The sequence below is a fragment of the Amycolatopsis mediterranei genome, from assembly GCF_026017845.1.
GTDB classification, from domain to species: domain Bacteria; phylum Actinomycetota; class Actinomycetes; order Mycobacteriales; family Pseudonocardiaceae; genus Amycolatopsis; species Amycolatopsis mediterranei.
This window is the reverse complement of sequence record NZ_CP100416.1, coordinates 7,768,791-7,792,616: the sequence shown is the minus strand read 5'-3', so window position 1 is coordinate 7,792,616 and position 23,826 is coordinate 7,768,791. Positions and strand designations below refer to the sequence as shown.

General features: G+C 68.1%; 21 protein-coding genes and 2 tRNA genes. 13 read left to right on the top strand and 10 right to left on the bottom strand.

Annotated elements, in window-relative coordinates:
* Window positions 1–66: 66 nt before the first annotated feature.
* Window positions 67–864: an NAD(P)H-binding protein gene (locus tag ISP_RS34930; protein WP_013228572.1), complete on the top strand. Its 798-nt coding sequence runs from the start codon at window positions 67–69 to the stop codon at window positions 862–864.
* 64 nt (window positions 865–928) lie between these two features.
* Here ISP_RS34930 and ISP_RS34925 read toward each other — a convergent pair whose 3' ends face one another.
* The 4 genes from ISP_RS34925 to ISP_RS34910 form a co-directional block, all read right to left on the bottom strand.
* Complete coding sequence (locus ISP_RS34925) at window positions 929–1,357, bottom strand: hypothetical protein (protein WP_013228571.1); 429 nt, start codon at window positions 1,355–1,357, stop codon at window positions 929–931.
* 156 nt (window positions 1,358–1,513) lie between these two features.
* Window positions 1,514–2,404, bottom strand: coding sequence for a TIGR03619 family F420-dependent LLM class oxidoreductase (locus ISP_RS34920; RefSeq protein WP_013228570.1), 891 nt, complete (start codon window positions 2,402–2,404; stop codon window positions 1,514–1,516).
* Window positions 2,405–2,417: 13 nt separating this feature from the next.
* Window positions 2,418–3,041 (bottom strand): NADPH-dependent F420 reductase, encoded by a 624-nt coding sequence (locus tag ISP_RS34915; RefSeq protein ID WP_013228569.1) that lies wholly within the window; start codon window positions 3,039–3,041, stop codon window positions 2,418–2,420.
* Between the two features lie 47 nt (window positions 3,042–3,088).
* On the bottom strand, window positions 3,089–3,823 hold the full coding sequence (locus tag ISP_RS34910) for an SDR family NAD(P)-dependent oxidoreductase (RefSeq protein WP_014467524.1): 735 nt from the start codon (window positions 3,821–3,823) through the stop codon (window positions 3,089–3,091).
* A 114-nt stretch (window positions 3,824–3,937) separates the two neighbouring features.
* Here ISP_RS34910 and ISP_RS34905 point away from each other — a divergent pair, with 114 nt between their 5' ends.
* Complete coding sequence (locus ISP_RS34905) at window positions 3,938–4,540, top strand: TetR/AcrR family transcriptional regulator (protein ID WP_013228567.1); 603 nt, start codon at window positions 3,938–3,940, stop codon at window positions 4,538–4,540.
* 4 nt (window positions 4,541–4,544) lie between these two features.
* On the opposite strand, the gene ISP_RS34900 is transcribed toward ISP_RS34905, so the two are convergent.
* Complete coding sequence (locus ISP_RS34900; protein WP_013228566.1) at window positions 4,545–5,456, bottom strand: LysR family transcriptional regulator; 912 nt, start codon at window positions 5,454–5,456, stop codon at window positions 4,545–4,547.
* Between the two features lie 138 nt (window positions 5,457–5,594).
* Between ISP_RS34900 and ISP_RS34895 the strand changes: the two genes are divergently transcribed.
* The gene (locus ISP_RS34895; protein ID WP_013228565.1) at window positions 5,595–6,215 is read left to right on the top strand and encodes an NADPH-dependent F420 reductase; all 621 of its coding nucleotides are present in this window, start codon (window positions 5,595–5,597) and stop codon (window positions 6,213–6,215) included.
* Window positions 6,216–6,224: 9 nt separating this feature from the next.
* Window positions 6,225–7,160 carry an SDR family oxidoreductase gene (locus tag ISP_RS34890; protein WP_013228564.1) on the top strand — a complete coding sequence of 312 codons (936 nt, stop codon included), beginning with the start codon at window positions 6,225–6,227 and terminating at the stop codon, window positions 7,158–7,160.
* A 677-nt stretch (window positions 7,161–7,837) separates the two neighbouring features.
* On the opposite strand, the gene ISP_RS34885 is transcribed toward ISP_RS34890, so the two are convergent.
* Complete coding sequence (locus tag ISP_RS34885) at window positions 7,838–8,716, bottom strand: nucleotidyltransferase (protein WP_141748486.1); 879 nt, start codon at window positions 8,714–8,716, stop codon at window positions 7,838–7,840.
* Between the two features lie 162 nt (window positions 8,717–8,878).
* Between ISP_RS34885 and ISP_RS34880 the strand changes: the two genes are divergently transcribed.
* On the top strand, window positions 8,879–9,841 hold the full coding sequence (locus ISP_RS34880) for an S-4TM family putative pore-forming effector (protein WP_071831591.1): 963 nt from the start codon (window positions 8,879–8,881) through the stop codon (window positions 9,839–9,841).
* On the top strand, window positions 9,825–10,703 hold the full coding sequence (locus ISP_RS34875) for an SMODS domain-containing nucleotidyltransferase (RefSeq protein WP_014467523.1): 879 nt from the start codon (window positions 9,825–9,827) through the stop codon (window positions 10,701–10,703). The genes ISP_RS34880 and ISP_RS34875 overlap by 17 nt, the downstream gene beginning before the upstream one ends.
* A 70-nt stretch (window positions 10,704–10,773) precedes the next feature.
* Here ISP_RS34875 and ISP_RS34870 read toward each other — a convergent pair whose 3' ends face one another.
* Window positions 10,774–11,490 (bottom strand): HAD family hydrolase, encoded by a 717-nt coding sequence (locus ISP_RS34870; RefSeq protein WP_013228563.1) that lies wholly within the window; start codon window positions 11,488–11,490, stop codon window positions 10,774–10,776.
* 89 nt (window positions 11,491–11,579) lie between these two features.
* Here ISP_RS34870 and ISP_RS34865 point away from each other — a divergent pair, with 89 nt between their 5' ends.
* From ISP_RS34865 to ISP_RS34845, 5 genes are all read left to right on the top strand, one after another.
* Entirely contained in the window at window positions 11,580–12,779 is a 1,200-nt protein-coding gene (locus tag ISP_RS34865) for a helix-turn-helix domain-containing protein (protein ID WP_013228562.1), read from the top strand.
* Window positions 12,780–12,989: 210 nt separating this feature from the next.
* Window positions 12,990–13,235, top strand: a complete 246-nt coding sequence (locus tag ISP_RS34860) for a hypothetical protein (RefSeq protein ID WP_013228561.1) — start codon at window positions 12,990–12,992, stop codon at window positions 13,233–13,235.
* A 29-nt stretch (window positions 13,236–13,264) separates the two neighbouring features.
* Window positions 13,265–14,236, top strand: coding sequence for an ATP-grasp ribosomal peptide maturase (tgmB, locus tag ISP_RS34855; RefSeq protein ID WP_013228560.1), 972 nt, complete (start codon window positions 13,265–13,267; stop codon window positions 14,234–14,236).
* A complete protein-coding gene (locus tag ISP_RS34850) occupies window positions 14,233–15,408 on the top strand; it encodes a methyltransferase domain-containing protein (RefSeq protein ID WP_013228559.1) in 1,176 nt (391 codons plus the stop codon). The genes tgmB and ISP_RS34850 overlap by 4 nt, the downstream gene beginning before the upstream one ends.
* Before the next feature lie 205 nt (window positions 15,409–15,613).
* Window positions 15,614–16,006, top strand: a complete 393-nt coding sequence (locus tag ISP_RS34845; protein ID WP_013228558.1) for a hypothetical protein — start codon at window positions 15,614–15,616, stop codon at window positions 16,004–16,006.
* A 700-nt stretch (window positions 16,007–16,706) separates the two neighbouring features.
* Here ISP_RS34845 and ISP_RS34840 read toward each other — a convergent pair.
* Window positions 16,707–17,126 carry a hypothetical protein gene (locus ISP_RS34840; RefSeq protein ID WP_141748500.1) on the bottom strand — a complete coding sequence of 140 codons (420 nt, stop codon included), beginning with the start codon at window positions 17,124–17,126 and terminating at the stop codon, window positions 16,707–16,709.
* A 55-nt stretch (window positions 17,127–17,181) separates the two neighbouring features.
* A tRNA-Pro gene (locus ISP_RS34835) sits at window positions 17,182–17,258 on the bottom strand.
* A gap of 80 nt (window positions 17,259–17,338) precedes the next feature.
* On the opposite strand from ISP_RS34835, the gene ISP_RS34830 reads away from it, so the two are divergent.
* Window positions 17,339–17,412 (top strand) — tRNA-Gly (locus ISP_RS34830).
* Window positions 17,413–17,417: 5 nt separating this feature from the next.
* Here the strand turns inward: ISP_RS34830 and ISP_RS34825 are convergent.
* On the bottom strand, window positions 17,418–22,058 hold the full coding sequence (locus tag ISP_RS34825; RefSeq protein ID WP_013228557.1) for a HAMP domain-containing protein: 4,641 nt from the start codon (window positions 22,056–22,058) through the stop codon (window positions 17,418–17,420).
* Between the two features lie 139 nt (window positions 22,059–22,197).
* Between ISP_RS34825 and ISP_RS34820 the strand changes: the two genes are divergently transcribed.
* Complete coding sequence (locus ISP_RS34820) at window positions 22,198–23,775, top strand: SpoIIE family protein phosphatase (protein WP_013228556.1); 1,578 nt, start codon at window positions 22,198–22,200, stop codon at window positions 23,773–23,775.
* The last annotated feature ends 51 nt before the right edge of the window (window positions 23,776–23,826 follow it).

Genomic DNA, 23,826 nt, shown 5'->3' with positions numbered 1-23,826 from the left:
TTTCGCGCCTCCAGCCAATACTTTCCTCTAGGTACCTACTATACCGAGGAATGTAGCGTCGTTCCCATGATCATGGTTGTGGGAGCGACGGGAAACGTCGGAGAACCGCTGGTGCGGAAGCTGGCCGAGGCGGGCGAAGAGGTGACGGCGGTATCGCGCCGGATCGCGGCAGCGCCGCCGGGAGTCGTGGTACGGCAAGGAGATTTGGCGACGCTGTCGTTTTCCGGCGTGTCGTCGGCGTTCTTGATGGTGCCGCCGGGCTTCCCTGGCTCGCTGGAGCCGGTGCTGGAACAGGCGCGCGAGGCCGGCGTCGAGCGGGTGGTGCTGCTGTCCTCGCAGGGCGTGGGAACGGGCCGTCACCCGGCGGTGTCCGAGGAGGCGGTGCGCTCCTCGGGTCTGGAGTGGACGGTGCTGCGCCCGGCGGGGTTCGCGTCGAACGCGTTGCAGTGGGCGGAAAGCGTGCGCGCGACCCGCTCGATCGCCGCGCCGTTCGGCGACGTCGCCTTGCCGGTGATCGACCCGGAGGACATCGCCGAGGTGGCGGCGGCCGCCCTGCTGTCCGCAGCGCACGCGGGCAAGACGTATGTCCTGACCGGTCCGGCACCGGTGTCCCCGCGCGACCAGGCGGCGGCGATCGGCGAGGCGGTGGGGGAGCCGGTGCGGTTCGTGCCGCGCACCCGCGAGGAGGCGCGCGCGGTCTTGCTGGGCTTCATGCCGGCGGAGATCGCGGACTCGACGTTGGACATCCTCGGGTCGCCGAAACCGGCGGAGCAGCAGGTGAGCCCGGACGTCTCGCGGGTGCTGGGCCGCCCGCCGCGCCCGTTCGCGGAGTGGGCGTCCCGGTTCGCGGGGGCGTTCAAGTGACGGTCCGGGCTTCCGGGCGGTGCCCCGCCCGGAAGCCCGGAGCCTGCGGTGCGCACGCGCCGGACTAGCAACCCTTTCTGGTGCAGGTGACGCCGTCCAGGTAGGTGCCGCTCCCGTCCCACAGTTGCACGGTGACCCAGGTGAACCCGCCGGGGAAGTCGCAGTTCATGCCGATGTCGAAGGAGCCAGTCGTGTCGGCCGGCACCGTTCCGGTGGCTGCTGCAGACGAGCAGGAAGCGGATCCGGCACGGAAATGAGCCTGCTTTCCCGAGGAACGGGCTCTGAGCGAGCCGACGATGTCGATGTTGCGGTTGTACCAGGTGATGGAGCCGGCGAGAACGGTCGCGCCGTATTCTATGCGGAACGACGTAACCGGATAGGCCGCCGACGTGCTCGCCTGGCTCACCGCCGGCGCCGCGAACACCCCCAGCACCGCGAGCAACGACACGATCAGGCCGGTGAACGATTTCCTGGTGGCAAAGCCCAGTTTCACGATGACTCCCCTTCTTCGCGACGGCGACCATTGCCCGGTCACATTGCGAAGCCGAAACGCACGGCGGCAATCGCCGGTTGAGGCAGTGCCCGGCATCCACCCGATCGGCGCAGCGATTCGTGCGGTTCCGCCGCGACGTCGCCCGGCCTCGGCAGCTCACAGCCTGCCGGTGCGCGCGATCACTTCACCGGCGAAGTCCAGCGTCTGCTCGAGGCTGGGGAACGCCGCGAAGGCATCCACGAACGCCTCGTCGACACCCGCCTCGGCGAAGCGCGTGAGCTTGCCGGCCAGTGATTCGACGGACGTGCCCGGTTCGAGGTTGATCCGCATGGCCGTCTTCAGCGCGTCGGGATCGCGGCCGGCGTCTTCGGCCGCGCGGCGGGCGACGGACCACAAGTGGCCGGCGACCTCGTCCGGCAGTCCTTCGAACCCGAGCCAGCCGGTGCCGCTGCGCCCGACGCGGCGCATCGCGGCCTCGCTCGCACCGCCGATCCAGATCGGCGGTCCGCCCGCCTGGACCGGCCGCAGGTCGGCGTGCACCGGCGGCAAGGAGAGGAACTCGCTGTCCCAGGACACCGGGGTGGTCGTCCACCACGCGTGCAGGAACGCCAGCAGGTCGTCGAGCATCTTGCCGCGCCGGTGCCAGTCCGCACCGCGGGTGATGTCGTACTCGTCCTTCATCCACCCCAGCCCCACGCCGACGTCGAGGCGGCCCTCGCTGAGCACGTCGAGGGTGGTCAGCAGCCGGGCGAGGTGCGGCGGCTCGTAGTAGAACGTGCTGAGCGTGCTGGCGTTGAGCCGCATGCGGCTGGTCGCCGTCGCGGCGACGGTCCACAGCAGCAGCGGATCGAGGTAACGGGTCATCTGCGGCGGGTACGGCTGTTCTGCGCCCGGATAGGTGCTGTGCATGTCAACGGGCGTGACCAGACGATCCCCGACCCACAGCGTGTCGTAGCCGAGGTCTTCGAGCCCGCGGCAGAACGCGCTCAGGCCGGCGGCGCTGGTGATGGCGGGGCCGACGATGGGAATGGCGAGACCGAGCTTCATCGTGAAAACCCTTTCAGCCGGCAAGTTCGGTGACGTCGAGGGCGAAGTCCCAGTTCCCCACGCCGTGGCGGGCGAGGCCCATCGTCAGCACGCCCGCTCCTTCAAGCCAGTACGCCATTTTCAGGTCGCCGACGTCCAGCGGGCGCAGGCCCAGGCTCTCGACGAACGCCGCCACGTCCGCCTTGGCCTGTGCATCGTCGCCGGCCATGAAGACCGCAGGCCGGCCCTTTTCCAGGACGTGGCGGAAAATCGTGTTGAACGCCTTCACCACACTGGCGCCGGCCGGAGCGGCGTTGGCGGCTTCCTGCGCGATCGAGGTGCCCTCGCCGTGGGTGAGGCCGTCGGCCGCGGAATTGAACGGGTTGCTGATTTCGACGATGACCTTGCCCGCAAGGGCTTCTCCGTAGTGCGCGACGACCGGAACGACGCCGTCGGCCAGCAGGGCCACGACGACGATGTCCCCGGCCGGGACGGCGCCCCACTCTCCCGTCGTGGCGCTGCCGCCGAGAGTCTCGGCCAGGCCGGCGGCTTTGGCTTGATCGCGGCCCATGACCTCGACGGTGTTGCCGCCCGCCACCGCGAGCGCGCCGATGGTGCGGGCCATGTTCCCGGTGCCGATGATGCTGATGCTGCTCATGAATTGTCCCGTCTTGATCGACGATCGGAAAAGGGTGACTGCGCCGCTCAGATCGCCGCGACGCCGCCGTCGACGGTCAGCTCCATCCCGTTCACGTAGCTCGAGTCGTCCGAGGCGAGGAACAGTGCGACCGTCGCGATCTCCTCGGGACTGCCCATCTTTCCCCGCGGGATCTGGGATTCGAACTGCCGCATCGTCTCCTCGTCGAACAGCTCCTCCTGCTTCGGCGTGGCGACCTGGCCTGGAGTCAGCACGTTCACCCGGATCCGCCGGTCCTTCAACTCGGACAGCCACCCGCGGGCGTAGGCCTGCTGCACGGCCTTGCTCGCCGCGTAGACGCTCCACTCGGGATAGCCCTTGAGCGAAGCGTTGGACCCGGTCATGAAGATCGAGCCGCCGTCGTTGAACAGCGGAAGCGCTTTCTGCACCGTGAACAGCGTGCCGCGCGCGTTGAGCCCGAAGGTGGTGTCGAAGTGCTCTTCGGTGATCTCACCGAGCGCGCGCTGCTCGCCCGTCCCGGCGCTGGCCCACAACACGTCGATCGCGCCCTTTTCCCGCTTGACCGTGTCGAACAGGCGGTCCAGATCCGCCAGGTCGGCCGCGTCGCCTTGCACGCCGGTCACGTTCCGGCCGATCAGCTTGACGGCCTCGTCCACCGCTTCCTGCCGCCGGCCCGAGATGAAGACATGCGCGCCTTCGTCGACGAACAGCTGGGCGCCGGCCAGCGCCAGCCCACTTGTGCCGCCCGTGATCACCGCGACCTTGCCATCGAGCTTTCCCACGATCACTCCGTTGAATAGTTATGTACACCGTTCTGTGTGCTTAACGTAGCGGAGGGCGGGCCGGGGCGCAAGCTATGTACACCGGTCGGTACCCAAGTCGGCTAGACTGAGGGCATGACGGAGTTGGAGAAGGGCCCCCAAGGCCTGCGCCGCGGCCGGGGCGCGCGCGAGCGCATCCTCAGCGCGTCACAACAGCTGTTCCGTGAGCAAGGCATCAACCAGACCGGCATGGACCAGCTCTGCGCGGTGGCCCAGGTGTCGAAGCGCACGGCCTACCAGCACTTCGCCGGCAAAGACGAACTCGTCGCCGAATACCTGCGCCGGTTCGATCCCGACGTCATGCCGGAAGTGTTCGACCGCACCGACCTCACGCCGCGCGAACGGCTCCTCGCGGTCTTCGACCTCCCGATGGCCGCGGCGCAGGACGACATCACGCCCCTGTGCCCCTTCATCGCGGCATCCGTCGAAATCCCCGACCCGGCCCACCCCGTGCGCCAGAGCGCCCACGACTACAAGAAAGCCGTCGCCGCCCGGCTCGCCGAAGCAGCGCGCGAAGCCGGCGCCACCGACCCCGAACAGCTGGGCGAACAACTGGCGCTGCTGCTCGACGGCGCTTCGGCCCGCAACCGGGCCCTCAACACCGAAACCTTCCCGACCGCCGCCGCCATCGCCGCCGTCCTCATCGACAACGCCATTCCCGCGCCAGGTCAGCGATGAGGGGTCAGCGATCCTCGGCGGCGGCCTCGCCCCCGAGCTGCCACATTTCGTAGTTGCCGCATTCCGCCGTGGTCTCGGCCGCCGCCTGAGCCGCGGCGAGGAAGTCGTCGACCACCGGTGAGAGATGTGCCGTCGCCACGGCGAGGCAGACCTGGTCCGGCGCCAGATCCGGGACGGGCACGAAGGTGACTTCCGGATGCGTGTAGAAGACCGTCGCCGATCGCGCCAGGAACGAGATGCCCCGGCCGGCGGCGACGTGCTCGAGCGTTTCGTCCACGCCGCGAACCAGGTATCCGGCGTTGACGTGTGGGCGCCGGGTGGGCTGCGTGCTCGCGTCGGCGTGCCAAAGCAGCGGTTCGCCGGCCAGGTCGGCCTCGGTGACTTCTTCCTTGCCGGCCAGCCGATGACCGGCGGGCAGGACCGCCACCCGCGGCTCGGTGTAGAGCGGAACGACGCGCAGGCCGGTCTCGTCGATGGGCAGCCGCACGTAGCCGAGGTCGATGCGGCCGTCGAGCAGCAGCGCGGCTTGCTCGTCGGCTTCGATGCGTTGCACGTCGACCCGCACATCCGGGTGCCGGACGGCGAACCGGTGGATCGCCGGGGTGACCGCGACACCGGCCCGGAAGCCGACCATCAGCCGCCGGCCACCCAGTGAGGCCGCGGTCACCCGGCGGCGGGCCGCGTCGGCGGAGGCGAGCAGCGGGGCGGCGTCGGTCAGCAGCTGCGTGCCGGCGTCGGTCAGCACCACCCCGTGGCTGTCCCTGGTGAACAGCGCGGCGCCGAGTTCCTTTTCGAGCGCGCGGATCTGCCGGCTCAGCACCGGCTGCGCGATGTGCAGCTGTTCGGCGGCGCGGCCGAAGTGCAGCGTGTCGGCGACCGCGACGAAATAGCGCACCTTGCGCAGATCCAGATCCATCAAGGGCCTCCCGAGGTCTGGCAATGCCACCAGGGTATCGCCGCGGCCGAAAGAGGTCTTGGACATCAACTCGGACCGGCGGCAACCATGGATGTCGGGCGCCCCGCAGACACTTCCGACTCCAGAAAGCAGCACACCATGAGCACCATCAGCATCATCGGCCTCGGGGGCATGGCCCGCGCCATTGCGACCCGTGCGGTCGAGGGCGGCCACACCGTCGAGGTCATCGGCCGCGACGCGGCCAAGGCCAAGGACCTGGCCGCCGAACTCGGCGGCGGCGCGACGGCCGGAGCGTTCGGCGCCACCCCGGCCGGCGACATCGTGGTCTCCGCGGTGCCCTATGCCGGCGCCGCGCAGGTCTTGGCCCAGTTCGGCGACGCGCTGGCGGGCAAGATCGTCATCGACATCTCCAACACCTTCAACGCCGACGCCACCGGGGTCGTCACACCGGCCGGTACCTCCGGTGCGCAGGAGATCGCCAAGACCGTTCCGGCGAGCACGCACGTGGTGAAGGCGTTCAACACTGTCTTCGGCCACGTGCTGGCCCAGGGCGGCCGGCTGGACGTGCTCATCGCCGGCGACGACGCGGACGCCAAGGCCCGCGTGTCGGCCTTCATCGAGAGCCTCGGTCTGCGCCCGCTGGATGCCGGCGACCTCGCGGCGGCGCGCTGGCTGGAGGCGGTCGGCCCGCTGCTGATGGGCCTGGCCAACCACGGCGCCGGGTTCAACATCAGCCTCGGCGTCACCATCAAGGACTGAGGACACATCGTGCGAGTTTTTGTCACCGGCGGGACCGGCCACGCCGGTTCCCACATCATCCCCGAGCTCATCGCCGCCGGGCACGAGGTCACCGGCCTGGCCCGCTCGGACACGGCTGCGACCGCGCTGTCCGCGCTCGGCGCGAAGGTGCACCGCGGCGACCTCGAGGACCTCGACGGGCTCAAGGAGGCCGCCGCGCACTCCGACGGCGTCATCCACGTCGCGCACCGGCAAGACCTGCTCCCCACCGGCGGAGTCGCCGCCGTGGCCGCCGCCGAAGTCCCGATCATGCTCGCCTACGGCGAAGCGCTCGAGGGAACCGGCAAGCCGCTGGTCGCGGCGGGCAGCATCGGCTCGCCGGGGAACCTGGGCCGGCCGGCCACCGAACACGACCCGGCCCTGCCGGCCGGCGAGGAGCACGCGGGCACCCTGCGGGCCCGCAACATCGTGGAGACCACCGTCATCGGGCTGGCCGAGCGCGGAGTGCGATCGTCGATCGTCCGCCTCGCCAACATCGCCCACAGCACAACCGATCAAGCCGGCTTCCTCCAGCGGCTGATCGCGCTGGCGAAGGAGAAAGGTGTCGTCGGCTACCCCGGGGACGGCGCCAACCGGTGGAACGCCGTGCACGCCCGCGATGCCGCCGCCGTGTTCCGCTTGGCGTGGGAAAAGGGCCCGGCGGGCAGCTACTGGCACGCGGTCGCGGACGGCGCCATCCCGTTCCGCGACATCGCCGAGGCCCTCGGCCGCCGGCTCGCCCTGCCCGTCGTGAGCATCCCCGTCGACGCCCTGATGGTGCCGGGCCACTTCGGGTTCCTCGCGAACATCGTGACCCAGAGCTACCCGGCGTCCAACCTGATCACCCGCGAGACCCTCGGCTGGGAACCCGCCCAGCCCGGCCTGCTCGACGACCTGGACAACGGTCACTACTTCCCCGCGAGCTGAGGGGCCCCGGGGCAACCGGCCAGCTCACGGTCGTCCGGGCTGGAGCGGGTCGCGTCCTCATGTGCTCACTCGCCAAGCGAAGTGTCACCGAGCGCTGTGCCGGCTCCCGGGCCGGATCGGCCGGCACGAAAAAGGGCCGGACCCGCAGGCCCAGCCCTTTGCCGTCGGGATGATTGAGGCCCTTTCAAGCCTATCCGCCAGAGTTCAACGTCTGCTGAATTTGGCTGCCGCCTGGTCTGACCATGCCCGGCCCGTGAACAGTCCACCTGCCCGCGCGCCGCGAACGGCCCGTCAGCTCCAGGCCTCGGAGGTGGGAGCTGGTGGCAGGGTTCCACGGTGGCACCAGCGTGGCCGGGCTGGCACGTCAGTTCGGCATCCACCGCGGGACGGTTAGCAAGCATCTTCGCGCCCGAGGCATCGACCCAAGCCCCAAGGGGCTGAGCTTGGACGACGTGCCGGCCGCCCTTCGGCTCTATCGGGAGGGCTGGACTTACGCGCAGATCGGAGAGGAATTTGGAGCGGGAGAGACGACAGTCAGAGAGCGGCTGCACGAAGCAGGGGTGCCGAAAGTAGAGCGGTATGGCAGGAACGGACGTAACTTTCAGCGGTGAGTGATCTCCATAGCACCTAATCAGGTAGGTATCATGGCGCCGCAAGCGCCGTGAGGGGGCAGATGGTCAGCCATACGCGGGAAATTCATCGCCATAGATGATCCGCCACAATCGTATTGCCTCCTCGTGGTTGCCCGCCGTTTCTGCATCCACGGCTTTGACGGCACGGCCATGAGCTGCGGCGAGGCTCGCGATAACATCTGCGCGCCCTTGTGTCGTAAGATATGAGGACAGGTCACCGCTGTGACCAGCGGGATCGTTGACATAGAGCCTTGTCTGCGCCCAGTCGAAGAAATTCATGCTGGCGGTGCGCGAGTTCGCACCTAGTGACGAAAATGTATTCGCGGCCACGACTTCGAGGTGCCACGATTTTAGTCGCTTACTGTGGACGTTGTTCCAGCGTTTGACCATCCGCACTAATGGCTTCAGGTGGTAGCCCAGGGCGGCGTTCTTTTCGTTCATGTACTCTTCGTGGAAGTCTGGGTTCGTAGTTAGCCACCCGCCGGTGCCGTTTGGGAGGCCATAACCAGTACCTTCTCCGCTCCACTTGAACACTGGTGCAATATCCACATGTGGAGGCGACTGATAGAACAGCCTTACGGCCTGGCCGCGCGCCCCAACAACTTTGACCTTGTACTTGGAGAGTGCGTCACGTATCCGGTAAAGGAATGTCTGAGAATCGAACCGGTACTTCTCAAAGACGTTGTCTTTGTTTTCGAACACGGCCATCACGTCAATATCGTCGATCGGTCGAATGATGACACTTCTGGCCGCCGAGCCGATCAGCTTGGTTCTTGCGAGCGGCATGTCAGACGTGGAATCGAAAGCGGTAGCTAGATAGGTGGCAGTCGACTCCCGTCGAGTCTTAACTAGCTCTTGCTGCTGTTCGGTAAGAACGAGCTTCGCTTTAAATCCGTCGAACGCCTGCGCCGCCGTCTTCGCCATGCTGCAATCCCCGCTCCTTTGTCCTCAATCAATCCAGCATACACCGCGTCCATCTGCTATTACAGTACCCCGCTTGTCTGCTCAAGGTTACCAAGGGTGATGCTGCCAAGTGCGTGGACTTATGCAACCTGTTATCTTTTGCGGTAACGAAAGGCATCGAAGATGACAGACGCGGATAACTCGTCCGACGAAGGCGAATACTCGCCTCCGACAAGCAAGATCATAGCGAGCAAGCAGAACACTATCGAAGCCGCCCGCCTTCTGCTTGCTCAGCGTCGTCTGTACTCGCGGTCGAAGCGCTGGCTGGCCCTAAAGACAACGGGCGTGCTGCTGATCGCAATCACGACACCGATAGCATCCTTGCTTTGGCCCAAAACCGCAGTGATCTGGGCTGGCATCGCCACCCTATGGCTGTTCGCTGGCCGTACGATATTGACACAACTTGAAAAGAACACCTCTGCCAAAGCTGCGGCCGTTCAGGAAATATTTGACGTACTCATCTTCGACATGCCATCACAGGGCAAACGAACACCATGTCCCACACTTGAAGAGATATCTTCGATTGCTGGCGATGATGACCTAGTCTTATCTAGTGCAAAAGAGGCGAATCTTCTCGACTGGTATCCAATCGATACGAGTCAGGACGGCTCGGCCACAATCGCAATATGTCAGCGAGCAAACGCGTCATATTCGGACCGACTTCTGCGCACCTATGCAAACTTTTGGCTCGGCACTGTCGTATTCTGGGCTGCTGTCTTGATCGGATTCGGTATTTGGCAAAGGCTAAGTCTGGCCACGTTCCTCTTGGGGATATTTGTACCACTACTGCCAGCCTTCCTAAACGCCATTGAGTACTGGTTCGGTATTCGTCGTGCTGCGGCCGATCGCAGCGATCTTACGACCGTGATCGAGGATAAGTTGGCGAACAACGCCCAAGACCTCGAACCGCAAGACCTGCTTGTGTGGCAGAGTCGCCTGTACACCCTTCGACGCGACGTACCTCAGGTCCCCGATTTCATTTACAAACTCAAGCGAAAAAAGAATGAAGCGGCGATGAAGAGTGTAGCAAGCCTGCTCTCGGCGCGCGTTACCCGATCGGGGGAGTCGAGTGATTCGAACAGTTAATACAGCATTTGAGGAACTTCTTAGCAGGCTTACTCCTACTAAACCGCAAAGGCAGGCCGGCGCGCGACATCGAAGCACAGTTACAGCGTCGCTCAACGCGTCACTTAAAGTAACGCGCTTCTTTGAGACGGGCTCGTTTTCCCATGGTACCGGCGTCCGTGGCTATAGTGACATCGATGCTTTGGTGAGTCTCAACATGCCAAGGCCTCAGTCGTCATACACGGCCCTAACATGGGTGAAGGACGCACTCACGAAAACGTTCCCTTACACGCCAATCAACATCAGCCGACCGGCCGTGGTTGTAAAGTTTGGTGCTGGCTATGAGACTTGGGAGGTAATTCCAGGGTTCATAACAAATCGCGGCGCCGAAAAGCAGCTAGTCTATGACATCCCTGGCCCAAGTGCGGGGTCAGCTTGGATTGACTCCGCCCCAGACGAGCACCTGACCTATGTCAATGACGCTAACCATAAACCACATCAGGGCGACGCGAAGGACTTGGCGCGACTCGTCAAGGCCTGGAAATACTACCGATCTGTTCCGATTTCCTCGTTCTACCTGGAGATGCGCGCAGCGGAACATGTCAAGAAACAAAAGCACTATATCCACGTGTGGGATGGTTGCCAACTCCTCGAAAGTCTTGACAGCATCGGACTGGCGAGCATGAACGACCCGAAGCATGCGGCGGGAAGAATCTATGCCTGTTCGAGCGAAGCCAATCTCAAGGACGCGCAAACGAAGTTGAAGAGGGCGGCCATAAGAGCCCGTGCAGCGCTCGATGCAGATCTCGCAAACAAGCCAGATGGCGCATTTTACTACTTGGATAAGCTGTTCAATGGAAAGTTCCCGGCACGACGCTATTGAGGCAGTGGTCAGGCTGGTGAAGTCGTGCGAGGCGGGTATGTATTGACGGATGGCGAAGAACCGCAGGTTCCTATTCGTCAGAGGCAAGGAGTCGCCGAAGCGTGGCGAGGTCGGTTAGGTCCCTGACACTAGCCGAGGCACCCGCCTCCGCCAGGTCCGCCTCGGTGCTCTTCCCCGTCGCCACTCCAACCACCCGCACGCCTGCGGTCAGCGCCGCCTTCACGTCGTTGGGCGTGTCGCCGATGAGCACAACGTCGCGCAACTCGAACCGCGCGCCGGTCTGAGCTTCGGCTCGCTCCCGTGCGAACCGCACCAGCTCGGGCCGGTCGGCATGGTCGTCACCGAAGGCACTGGCCTCGAAGTCGAGGTACTGGTCGAGCCCGAACACCTCCAGCTTGATGCGCGCCACCTCGCGCAGGTTCCCGGTCAGGATGCCTTGGTGGTTGGCCGGATCGGCGGCCAAGTGCTCGAGCGCTTCGCGGGCGCCCGGCAGTGCCCGGCCGGTGATGGCCAACTCTTGGCGGGCGTCCTCATAGCCCTGCACGAGCGCGGCGGCCAGCTGCTTCACGGCCTCGTCGGTCGGTTCCAGCCCGTTGACGCGCAGCGACTCGGCCATGATGTCGAGTTCGGTGCGCCCGGAAATCTGTGCCAGTTTGGCCAGCGGCCGGCCGGTGGCGGCTGGAAACGCACGGTCGTAGATGGCCCGGCCGACACCGCGGGTCTCGATCAGGGTGTGGTCGACATCCCACAGCACCAAGGTGCGCGGCGGCGTGTTCGGCGCGGTCATGGACGCGAGTGTGCCATTCGTGACGGACCGGTTCCGACGCGATACCATTTGCGCTGGTCACGGCCCGGCGGGAGGGTGCGGCAACGGCGATGAACGATGATCTGGCGCGCAGGGTGGGAGACCGGGTGCGGTTCTACCGCACCGCCGCTCGCCAGACGAAGACCGTCGTGGCGGGCCTGACCGGCATCACCCCCGACTACCTGTACCAGATCGAGCGCGGGCAAAAGCTGCCGACGATTGCCGTGCTGGCCCAGCTGGCGGATGTCCTGCGCGTGAAGCCCGGTGATCTGCTCGATGGCCAGCCGGCGGTCCGGCCGCCTCGGGCCCGCGGCGTCACGGCTGACGCCATCTACCGGGCGATGACCACCCCGCAGCCGCAGGCTGCGAGCCTGGCCGCGGTATCCGACCTGGAAACTCAGGTGCAGGCAGCCTGGCACGCCTGGCAGACCTCGCCGCACCGCTACAGCGAACTGACCACCGACTTGCCGGAACTGATTGCGGCCACCGAAGCCATGATCCGCGGGGCGGCGGGCCGCCAGCAGCGCCAGATCCAGGCAGTAGCGGCCGACTTGTACGGCCTCCTGCGGACCGTCACCAAACGCGTCGGGCGGGTTGACCTCTCGCTGCTGGCCGCCGACCGGGCGCAGCGGGCGGCTGAGCAGGCCGATGACCCGGTGCGTCTGGCCGGAGCCCGCTGGAACCTGACCCAGGTGCTCCTCGCGGACGGCCGCGCCGAGGAAGCCGAAGCTGTGGCCTTAGACGCGCTGGCTCACCTGCGGCCGCTGCTCCATGCCGACCACCGTAAGGCGGTGGCACTATCCGGCGCTCTGCTGCTCATCGCCGCCGTGGCCGCCGTGCGCAACGGCGATGCCTGGACGGGCCGGGATCGGCTGCGGCAGGCCGCCCCGCTGGCTGAGCGCACGGGCGACTGCAACACCTGCTGGACTGCCTTCGGCCCGACCAACGTGGCGATGTACGCGGTCACCGTCGAAGTGGAGTCGGGCGAAGCGGTAGAGGGTCTGCGGCTGGCGGCTCAGGTCGACCACGAGCGGTCGCCGTCCATCGAGCGCCGCGTGGCCTTCTTGCTCGACCAGGCCAAGGGCTACGCCCAGCGGCGGAACTTCGCCACGACGCTGGAGCTGCTGGGCACCGCCGAACAGGACGCGCCGGAAGACGTCCGGTTCCGCCCGGCGGCCCACACCCTCCTGCGCACCGTCATCGAGCGCGGGCGGCGGACCGAATCGGTCGGAGCCGTGCGCCTGGCCGCCCACATCGGTCTGCCCGTCTAGATCATTTCTAGCGCTAACCCACCCGAGCTGTCAGTTCGGGTTACTGGCCAGTAGCGGCCATACGTTCGGTCTCGGCACCCCGGCGACCGGTTGACCGCCTCTCGCCTCCGAGGCCCCGGCGAACTCCCGCACGCACGACCCCGTTCCCCGGTGCTGGCCCTGGCCGTCGGGGTGCCGTCCAGGTGATCACGACAGGAATGGAGACAGCAGATGACCACGGCCGAGCTGCCACTCATCGATGCCGACAAGCGTTTCGTGCTCGGGCCTCCGCTGGGGTGGACGCCAACGTCTGAGCCCGTTTCGGACACCGACGTGACGCCTTTCGGCCTCACCCTGCGGACCGCTCCTAACAGTCTCCGTGGTGCCAAGAAGGGTGGGACGCAATCGGTCACCGAGATCACCAGCGACGGAAACGAGGAGGACGCAGACGTGTCCTTTGACGTGAACGACGACTGACGGTCAGGCGAGGAGACAGGCTAAAAGCGATGAACCCGCAAGCTGCTGCCAGCACGGTGCTGGTCCTGACCGAGGCGACCGACACGACGGTCGATCTGGTGGTCAGGGAGTTGGATAGTCGAGGCGCGTCGGTGATGCGCGTGGACACTGCCGATTTCCCGCTGTCCCTTCAAGTGAGCGCCCGCTTCGACGGCACGTGGCACGGCGAGATCCGTAGCGCGGACCGCGCCGTCGACCTGAGCGACATCCGCAGTGTCTACGTCCGGCGGCCGACCATGTTCAGGTTCCCGGAGTCGATGACCGATGCTGAGCAGCGGTTCGCTGGTCGAGAAGCCCGCCGGGGCATCGGCGGGCTTCTCCTGAGCCTGCCTTGCTCCTGGGTCAACCACCCCTCCCGAGCGGCCGACGCCGAATACAAGCCGTTCCAGCTCCAGGCCGCCGCCGCGTGCGGGCTGTCCGTGCCGCGCACCGTGATCACCAACGCCCCGGAACACGCCGCTGAGCACAGCGCCTACCTGGACGCATCGGCCGTGTACAAGACTCTGGCGTCGGCGACCGTCGCCGATGGCGATCGGGTGGCCTTCATCCCGACAACCGAGGTGGCGACCTCGGACATGGCCGACCTGCGGGTGGCGCTGACCGCGCACCAGTTCCAAGCGCGAGTGCCGAAAGTCCGCGACGTGCGGGCAACTGTGGTCGGCGGCCGGGTGTTCGCGGCCAGCATCGTGTCACCTGATGCGGGCGCGATCGACTGGCGCACGAACTATTCGGCGCTTCGCTACGAGCCGGTGAGCCTCCCGAGCGAGGTCGAAGCGTCCTTGCTCGCCCTGCTCGACCGGCTCGGCCTCGCCTTCGCGGCGGCCGACTTCGTCGTGACCGCAGACGGCGAGCACCGCTTCGTCGACCTGAACCCGAGCGGGCAATGGGGTTGGATTCAGGAAGCGACCGGGCTTCCCATCGCCGCCGCCCTCGCCGCGCACCTGACAGGAGAAGACCTGTGATCGACCTCGAGAGCCAGTTGCAGCGCTTGGCCGCCGACCTCAACCACGCCTTGGTCCAGCAGCTGGTGGACCAAGGGGTGCTGAGCACGCCCGCGTGGCGAGCGGCGTTCGAGGCCCTTCCCCGGCACCTGTTCGCGCCCAAGTTCACGTTGCCGGACAACCTGGGCGGCCAGTCCCACGACGCCGCCGACAGCGCCCAGCGAGAGGAATGGCTGCGCGCCGTCTACCAGGATGAGGCGCTGCTGACCGACTTCGACGAGCAGGGAATACTCGTCAGCTCGTGTTCTGCCCCGGCGGTGGTCGCCACCATGCTGGAGCAAAGCGGGGCCACCGACGGGGACTCCGTGCTGGAGATCGGCACTGGCACCGGCTGGACCGCTGCCTTGCTGTCGCACCGGCTCGGGTCCGAATCGGTGACTTCGGTCGACGTCAACCCGGCGTACGTGGACCGAGCACGCGATCGGCTCGATGCTCTCGACCTAGCCCCGACATTGGCCATAGCGGACGGGTACCTCGGCTATCCAGAGCGTGCCCCGTATGACCGGATCATCGCCACCGCGTCGCTGCGGCAGGTGCCTCCGGCCTGGCTCACGCAGGTACGGCCCGGCGGGACAATCCTCACCGACATCCGCGGCGCCTACGCTGGCAACCTCGCCCGCCTGACCGTTGATGTCGACCAGTCCGCGCACGGCCAGTTCCTGCCCACAAGGGCGAACTTCATGCCGCTGCGCAGCCCTGATCAGCCCTTCCTCCTGCAGCCCGAGCTGTCCAGGCGCGCCGTCCGCGGGGCCGGCGAGACCCGCATGACCCGGCTAGCCCCCACCGTGCTGCGTGAGCGCGGGCGCGTGTTCGCGTTCTTCGCCCAACTCGCGATGCCGGGAACCGAGTCCGGGCACGTCAAGGTCACGGACGGCCCGGTCTATTTCTGCCTCACCGACCCCCACACCGGGGCATGGGCGCGCGTCGAGGCCACCCCCGGTAATCCGGCCGCTGACCGCCAGGTCACCCAGGGCGGCGACCGGCGTCTGTGGGACGAACTGGAAGCCGCGCATGAGCTGTGGCTCCAGCTCGGGCAGCCGCGTCGGGAGGACTTCACCATCTCGGTCACGCCGGACGCCGAACAGGTCGTAGCCCATCCGAAAACCGACAAGCGGTGGTCCTTGCCGCTGTAGCAGGAATAGACAGCAATGAGGCTCCTGTGGACCCGCATCGGGCCTGCAAGAGCCTCATTTGTCCCGGACGTACACGCATTTCCGCTGATCACCGGAGCCGACGCTACTTTCTCCGACAGGGCAAGCGCCCCGTCGATGGACGTTCGTCTCAGCCGTCTCGCCGACGCGTTCGGGTCTGCGGCACTGGAACGGGAAATGGCCCGCCATGAATCGACAAACCGCCGAACTCGTCCGCGCCCTCGCTGGGGTCAACAACCATGTGCCCCAGGTCAGCCGCGAACTCCTCACCGGCACCATGCCGCCTGAACGGGAGCGGGCCTTTGCCGCCCTCCTCATGGAACTGGCCGACGTGATGGTGGCGCACGCGAGCGACCAGGAGGAACCGGCTGCACCTGTCACCCTGGCGGACCGAGTAGGTGTCACTGGCCGAAAGCTGGTGGCGGTCAGTGCCCGGCTCCGCACCGACACGGCTACCGGGGACCAGCTCCACGAGGTGGCCCGGCTGCTCGTGGCACTGGCCGAGGTGCTCGACCTGTACGCCGACAAGCTCCCGTCCCCGCCGGCCTCGGCGGACCCGCCCGAGCCCCCAGGCCCGTGACTGGCGCGGCGCTGGTGGTACTCGTCGTCCTGGCGGTGGCGGTCGTGTGGGTAGCCGTGCTGCTCGCGAGCGACGCCCGGCACAACCGCCAGATACGCGCTCAGCCCAATCGCACGGTGGCCGGGATTCGCCGCCGTCTTGAACTCGAGCGGGCCGAAGCCGACGCTGCCAATGCCCCGACCGAAGTCCTGCCCGCTCTCCAGCCGGCCCCGGGGGACGCGCCCACAGTGCCCGTGCGGCCGGTTCTGCCGAAGCGACCCCGGCCGTACATCCAGCACATCGGGGGGGGGGGGGGGGGGGGGGGGCCCGCCCCCCACCCGTGCAACCCCCCCCCCCCCCCCGCCCCGCCGGCCCCCCCCACCCCGCAGCCAATGGTTCCACATCCCCGCTCCCGGTTCGCGATGCCTGACCGCACCGTTATGCAGCGCGTGCTTGAGGGATTGCGCCAGCTGCCGGACGAGCCGCCGCCGAACTGGCCGCAGCGCGATCAGGGCACCAAAAGATCTCCGGCCTGAAACTTGGCATGAGTCCGGCGGCCGGTACCGGCTGGCCGACTTCCGAGGATGGCTATACAACAAGATGGAGCCTTGGGGAGCCCCGGCGCAACAAGCAGCGGGTCGAGGACGAACGTCAGAAGCTGCTCAGTGCTCACTACGCGGGAGCCATCCCACAAGACCTGCTGGCCTCCGAGATGAAGCGGCTAACTCGCGCGCTCGCCGAGGCTGAAGGTGAGATCAAAGCCGCCAAGGTCGTCACGGCCGACGTTGAAGCCACCTTGGACCGGGCATTGGCTGCGGCTAGCCACTGCGAGATCGCCTACCTCAGCGCGCCGAACCACGTCCGCCGCCAGATCAACCAAGGCTTCTTCGAGAAGCTCTACATCGGGCAGGATGGCACCGTTGAGCGGGCCGACCTCACCGAGCCGTTCGCCGCGTTGCTGGAGATGGGGGAGACCCTCCGGCGCGCCGTGCCATCCGCACCCGCTGATCCGGCGTCCCAGATCACCCCTGGCGCGACCAACGCATCCGGATCGGCCGACGCCACCACCGATCGCGCGCGCCCGTCTGACGTTCTCCTGGCGACGTTCGGCGAGCGCGTCGCCGTCACGGAATGTGCACAAACAAACACGCCCGGCGAGGTCTCCCTCGTCGGGCGTGGTGTGAAAGAGGACTATCTGGTCGGGATGACAGGATTTGAACCTGCGACCCTCCGCTCCCAAAGCGGATGCGCTACCAAGCTGCGCCACATCCCGGGTCCACCCCCAGGGGGGTGTGCGATCAGCCTAGCGGGTCACGCTAAGCTGGCGATGCACCCGGGTACCTCCGGGGGCACGCGGGTGTAGCTCAATGGTAGAGCCCTAGTCTTCCAAACTAGCTACGCGGGTTCGATTCCCGTCACCCGCTCCAGCAAGTCAGCCTGTCGAAGAGGCGGCGTCGCGGGTCGAGGCGGCGTCCGCCTCCAACGATGCCGCGATCACGTCCAGCAGCTTGTCCGTGTCCACCGGCTTGGTGATGTAGTCGTCCGCGCCGCTGGCCAGGGTGCGAGCCCGGTCCTCCGCCGTGGCCTTGGCCGTCACCGCGATCACCGGCAGGTCCGCGTTGGCCGCCTCCGCCCTGATGGCCGCGATCGTTGCGTTTCCGTCCAGCTCCGGCATCATCACGTCCATCAGGACCAGGGCCGTGTCCTCGTTGCGCTCCAAGGCGCGGATGCCGTCGACGCCCGTCTCGGCGTAGATCACTTCCAGGCCCGCCTGCTCCAGGACCGCCGCCAGGGCGAACACGTTCCGCAGGTCGTCGTCGACGACCAGGACCTTTTCGCCGTGGAAGCGCTTGGGCGTCACGTCCGGGGCGGCCACCAGCACCGTGCTGGGTACGGCCGGCAGCCGGGGCGAAGACAGCGCCGTCAGGGCCGGATCCACCAGGTTGGCCGCCGCCACCGGGAGGTACAGCGTGAACGTCGATCCCACGCCCGGCTCGCTCACCACGCGCAGCTCGCCGCCCAGCAGCTCCGTCAGCTGCTGGCTGATGTTCAGCCCGAGGCCCGTGCCGCCGTACTTGCGGCTCGTCGTGCCGTCCGCCTGGCGGAACGCCTCGAAGATGACCGCCAGCTTCTCCTCCGGGATGCCGATCCCGGTGTCCTCGACGGCGAACGCGATGATGCCCGGCGCGTTCCGCAGCGCCTCCTGCTCCACCTCCGCCGGGTCCGCCGACCGGATGTGGAGGCGGACGCCGCCCTCGTCGGTGAACTTCGCCGCGTTCGACAGCAGGTTGCGCAGGATCTGCTGGAGCCGGTGCTCGTCCGTGTGGACGCTCCCGGGCACCGGCGGGTCGATGTGGACGGCGAACTCCAGGCCCTTGTCCGCGGTCAGCGGCCGGCACAGCGACTCGACGTAGTCCACCAGCTCCGGCAGCGTGATGTCGGACATCTGCATGTCCAGCCGGCCCGCCTCGACCTTGGCCAGGTCCAGGATGTCGTTGATCAGCTGCTGCAGGTCCGACCCGGCCGCGTAGATCGTCTTCGCGAACTGGATCTGCTTCTCCGTCAGGTTGCCTTCCGGGTTCTCCGACAGCAGCTTCGCCAGGATCAGCGCGCTGTTCAACGGCGTCCGCAGCTCGTGCGACATGTTCGCCATGAACTCGGTCTTGTACTGCGACGCCACCGTCAGCTGCCCGGCGCGCTCCTCGAGCTCCTGACGCGCCTGCTCGATCTCGCTGTTCTTGACCTCGATGTCGCGGTTCTGCTGGGCCAGCAGCGCGGCCTTCTCGGCCAGCTCGGTGTTGGACCGCCGCAGCTCGCCCTGCTGGGCCTGCAGCTGCTCCGAGCGCGCCCGCAGCTCCTGCGCCAGCCGCTGCGACTCCGTCAGCAGCGCCTCGGTCCGCGAGTTCGACAGGATCGTGTTCACGTTGACGCCGATCGTGTGCCGCAGCTGCTCCAGCAGGTCCTGGTGGACCGTGCTGAACTCGTTCACCGAGGCCAGCTCCAGCACCCCGAGCACCTCGCCCTGGAACAGCACCGGCAGCACGATCAGGTTCACCGGCGCGGCCGAGCCGAGCCCGGACGAAATCAGCGCGTACTCCGGCGGCGCGTTGTGCACCAGCACCGTGCGCTGGTCGACGGCGGCCTGGCCGATCAGCGACTCGCCCATCGCGAACCGCAGCCCGGCGCGCGACTGCGCCAGCCCGTACGCGGCGATGCACTCGAGCACCGTGCCGTCGCGGTCGTCGTCGCGGGCCAGGAAGAACGCGCCCTGCTGCGCCCGGACCAGCGGGGCCAGCTCGGACAGGATCAGCGCCGCGACCGACGCCAGGTCCCGATGACCCTGCATCCGGCCCGACAGCTGCGCGAGGTTCGTCTTCAGCCAGTCCTGCTCGCGGTTGGTCCTCGTCGTTTCCTTGAGGTTCGCGATCATCTGGTTGATGTTGTCCTTGAGGTCGGCGACCTCGCCGGACGCGTCGACCGTGATGTGCCGGGTCAGGTCGCCGGCCGTCACCGCCGTCGCCACCTGCGCGATCGCGCGGACCTGGGTGGTCAGGTTCCCGGCGAGCTGGTTCACGCTTTCGGTGAGCCGCTGCCAGGTGCCGGACACGCCGTCGACCTCGGCCTGGCCGCCCAGCTTGCCTTCGGTGCCGACCTCGCGCGCGACGCGGGTGACTTCGGAGGCGAACGCCGAGAGCTGGTCGACCATCGTGTTCATGGTCGTCTTGAGCTCGAGGATTTCGCCGCGGGCGTCGACGTCGATCTTCTTCGTCAGGTCGCCCTTCGCGACCGCGGTGGTGACCTGCGAGATGTTGCGCACCTGGCTGGTCAGGTTGTGCGCCATGAAGTTGACGTTCTCGGTCAGGTCCTTCCAGGTCCCGGCGACACCGGGCACGCGGGCCTGGCCGCCGAGGATGCCTTCGGTGCCGACCTCGCGGGCGACGCGGGTGACCTCGTCGGCGAACGCGCGCAGCGTCTCGACCATGCCGTTCAGCGTCTCGGCCAGCGCCGCGACCTCGCCCTGGGCCTCGATCCGGATCTTCTTCGACAGGTCGCCGTTGGCCACCGCGCTCGCCACGGTCGCGATGTTGCGCACCTGGTCGGTCAGGTTGTCGGCCATGACGTTGACGTTGTCGGTGAGGTCCTTCCACGTGCCCGCCACGCCGCGGACGCGGGCCTGGCCGCCGAGGATGCCTTCGGTGCCGACTTCGCGCGCCACTCGGGTGACTTCGTCCGCGAACGCGGACAGCTGATCCACCATCGTGTTCAGCGTCGTCTTGAGCTCGAGGATCTCGCCGCGGGCGTCGACGGTGATCTTCTGGGTCAGGTCGCCCTTCGCGACCGCCGCCGTCACCGTGGCGATGTTCCGGACCTGGTCGGTCAGGTTGTTCGCCATCGAGTTGACGTTGTCGGTGAGGTCCTTCCACGTCCCGGCCACACCCGGCACGGTCGCCTGGCCGCCGAGCTTGCCTTCGGTGCCGACTTCGCGCGCCACTCGGGTGACTTCGTCCGCGAACGCGGACAGCTGGTCCACCATCGTGTTCAGCGTGGTCTTGAGTTCCAGGATCTCGCCGCGGGCGTCCACCGCGATCTTCTGGGTCAGGTCGCCACGGGCCACGGCCGTCGCGACCTGGGCGATGTTGCGGACCTGGGTGGTCAGGTTGTTCGCCATGAAGTTCACCGAGCCGGTGAGGTCGCGCCAGGTGCCGGCGACGCCGGGGACCTGCGCCTGCCCGCCCAGCTGACCCTCGGTGCCGACTTCGCGCGCCACTCGGGTGACTTCGTCGGCGAAGGCGGACAGCTGGTCCACCATCGTGTTCATCGTCGTCTTGAGCTCGAAGAACTCGCCGCGGGCGTCGACGGTGATCTTCTGGGTCAGGTCGCCCTTCGCCACGGCGGTGGTCACGTGCGAGATGTTGCGGACCTGGTCGGTGAGGTTGTCGGCCATCTGGTTGACCGAGTCGGTGAGGCTGCGCCACGTCCCGGCCGCGCCCGGCACCTCGGCCTGCCCGCCCAGCTTGCCCTCGCTGCCGACCTCGCGCGCCACCCGGGTCACTTCGCCGGCGAACGCCGAGAGCTGGTCGACCATCGTGTTCAGCGTGTTCTTCAGCTGCAGGATCTCGCCGCGCGCGTCGACGTCGATCTTCTTCGTCAGGTCGCCGCTGGCCACCGCGGTCGCGACCTGCGAGATCCCGCGGACCTGGTCGGTGAGGTTGTCGGCCATCAGGTTTACCGAGTCGGTGAGGTCGCGCCACGTCCCGGCGACGCCCGGCACCTGCGCCTGGCCGCCGAGCTTGCCGTCCGAACCGACCTCGCGGGAGACGCGGGTGACCTCGTCGGCGAACGCCGAGAGCTGGTCGACCATGGTGTTGATGGTGTTCTTGAGCTCGAGGATCTCGCCGCGGGCGTCGACGTTGATCTTCTGGGTCAGGTCGCCGCGGGCGACGGCGGTGGTGACCTGGGCGATGTTGCGGACCTGCTCGGTGAGGTTGTCGGCCATGAAGTTGACCGAGTCGGTCAGGTCGCGCCAGGTGCCCGACACGCCCGGGACGACCGCCTGGCCACCGAGACGTCCCTCACCCGCGATCTCGCGGGAGAGCCTCGTCACTTCGGCGGCGAACCGCGAGAGCTGCGCGATGAGGCCGTTGACCGTCTTGGCCAGCGTGGCGTACGCGCCCTGCAGCGGGCGTCCGTCGAGGGTCAGCGTCATCGGCTGGGACAGGTCGCCGTCGGCGACCCCGCCGAGCACGCGCTCCAGCTCGATCGCCGGCCGGGTGAGGTCCTCGACCAGGCCGTTGACGGCGTCGACGGCGGTGGTCCAGCCGCCGGGACCGACCTGGCCCTCGAGCCGTTCGCTGAGCCTGCCTTCCTGCCCGACGGCCGCGCGGACCCGCAGCAGCTCGCTGACCAGCCGCTGGTTGCGCTCGGCGATGTCGTTGAACGCGACGGCGAGCTGCGCCGAGATGCCGTCGCCGTGCGGGACGAGCCGCCGGCGGAAGTTGCCGTCCCCGAGATCCCGCACCGCGACCAGCACCCGTTCCAGTGCGGCCGCTTCGCTCTGGGATTCCGTTGTCATGTGTGCCGACCCTCTCCACCACGCATGCACCAGGCATGGTCGTCGACCCAGCGTGCCATGCTTCGCCCTACACTTCGAGCCAGCCCGCCCGCTCACGCGGTAGCCGTGCGACAGCAGTCCGGAGGCAGGAGGTCCGTGCATGGTGTCACGTCCGGCCCCGGCCTCGACGGCCCTGCCGCCGATGACCGGTGACGGCGGGCCGCCGATGACCGGTGACGGCGGGCCGCCGGGGTTCGACGCCTTCGCGCGGGCCGTCCTCGAAGACGTCCGCGACGCGGTGTTCCTGCAGGACGCCACGGGTGCGGTGCGCTGGGCGAACCCGGCCGCGCGGGCCCTGGCCGGCGACGCCGAGCCGCACCTGAACGCCGCCTCCGAAACCTCCGGCCACCTCGAGCTGGCCGGCCACCGCCACCCGGCCCGGATCCGAGCCGTGCCCGGCGGGTGGCACGCCTGGACCGTGTCCGCCGAGGAGATCCCGCAGCGGCGCGTCGGCGACTTCCTGGCCGAGGCCGCGCCCCGGCTGGCCGCCGCGCACGGGCGGCACGGCACCGCCCGGGTGATCGCCGAGCTGGCCGCGTCCGCGCTGGCCGAAACCGTCTTCGTGCTGCTGCCGACCACCCGTGGCCGGTGGGAGTGGTGGAGCTGCGAGCGGCCGTCCGCGCAGGGCCACGGCCGCATCCGGCGGGTGCCGGCCCAGGTCGCGCCGGTGCTGGCGGCGACGTTCGGAACCACCGGGAAGCCCCAGCAGGCCCCGGTGCCGGCGCCCGAGGTCGCCACGCTGCCGTCGGTCGTCGCCGACCGGTTCGCCGGGCACGTGGACGTCTCGGTCGTCTCGCTGGGCCCGAGCGCGAGCGCCGGGGTCACCGGCGCGATGCTGCTGGGCCGCCGCGGCGACGCCGAGTTCGGCGCCGAACAGTCCCGCGCGGTGGCCGAATTCGCCGTGGCGGCCGGGACGGCGCTGGCCAACGCCCAGCGCTACGCCCGGCAGGAGGAGGCGACCCGCGGCCTGGAGACGACCCTGCGCCCGGTCGACCCGCCCGCCCTCGACGGCGCCCGGTTCGAGACCTGGTACGAGCCGGCGGGCGGCGTCCTCACGGTCGGCGGCGACTTCTTCGACGTGCTGCCCCACGAAGACGGCAGCGCGTTCCTGGTGCTCGGCGACGTCTGTGGCAAGGGCCCCGAAGCCGCGGCCCTGACCGGCCGGGTCCGGCACGCCCTGACCGCGCTGGCCATGGTCGAACGCGACGGCCGCACGCTGTTGCGGCTGCTCAACGAGCTGCTCATCGCCGGCGGCAGCAGCCGGTTCGCCACCCTCGTGCTCGGCACGGCCCGGCCGTCCGGCGGCGGGGTCGGCCTGACGCTGGCCTCCGGCGGCCACCCGGCGCCGCTGATCGTCCGCCGGTCGGGCGTCGTCGAGGAGGTCACGGTCCCGGGCACGCTGGTCGGCATCTCGCCGCAGGCCCGGTTCGCCGAGGCCGAGGTCCGGCTGGAGCGCGGCGACGTCTGCCTGCTCTACACCGACGGCATCACCGAAGCCCGCAACCGCCACGACCAGACGGACCTCTTCGGCGACGACCGGCTCCGTGCGGTGCTCACGGCGGCGGCGGGGGAGCCGGCTCGCGAGGTCGTGCGGCAGCTGCGGCAGGCCGTGCGGGACTGGCTCGGCAGCTCGGCACACGACGATATCGCTGTGCTCGCCATCGAATGTGCGGACTGATCACCCCATCTTGCGGGGGTCCGGGTGGCGAAGCCCCCGGCCCGGGGCGAA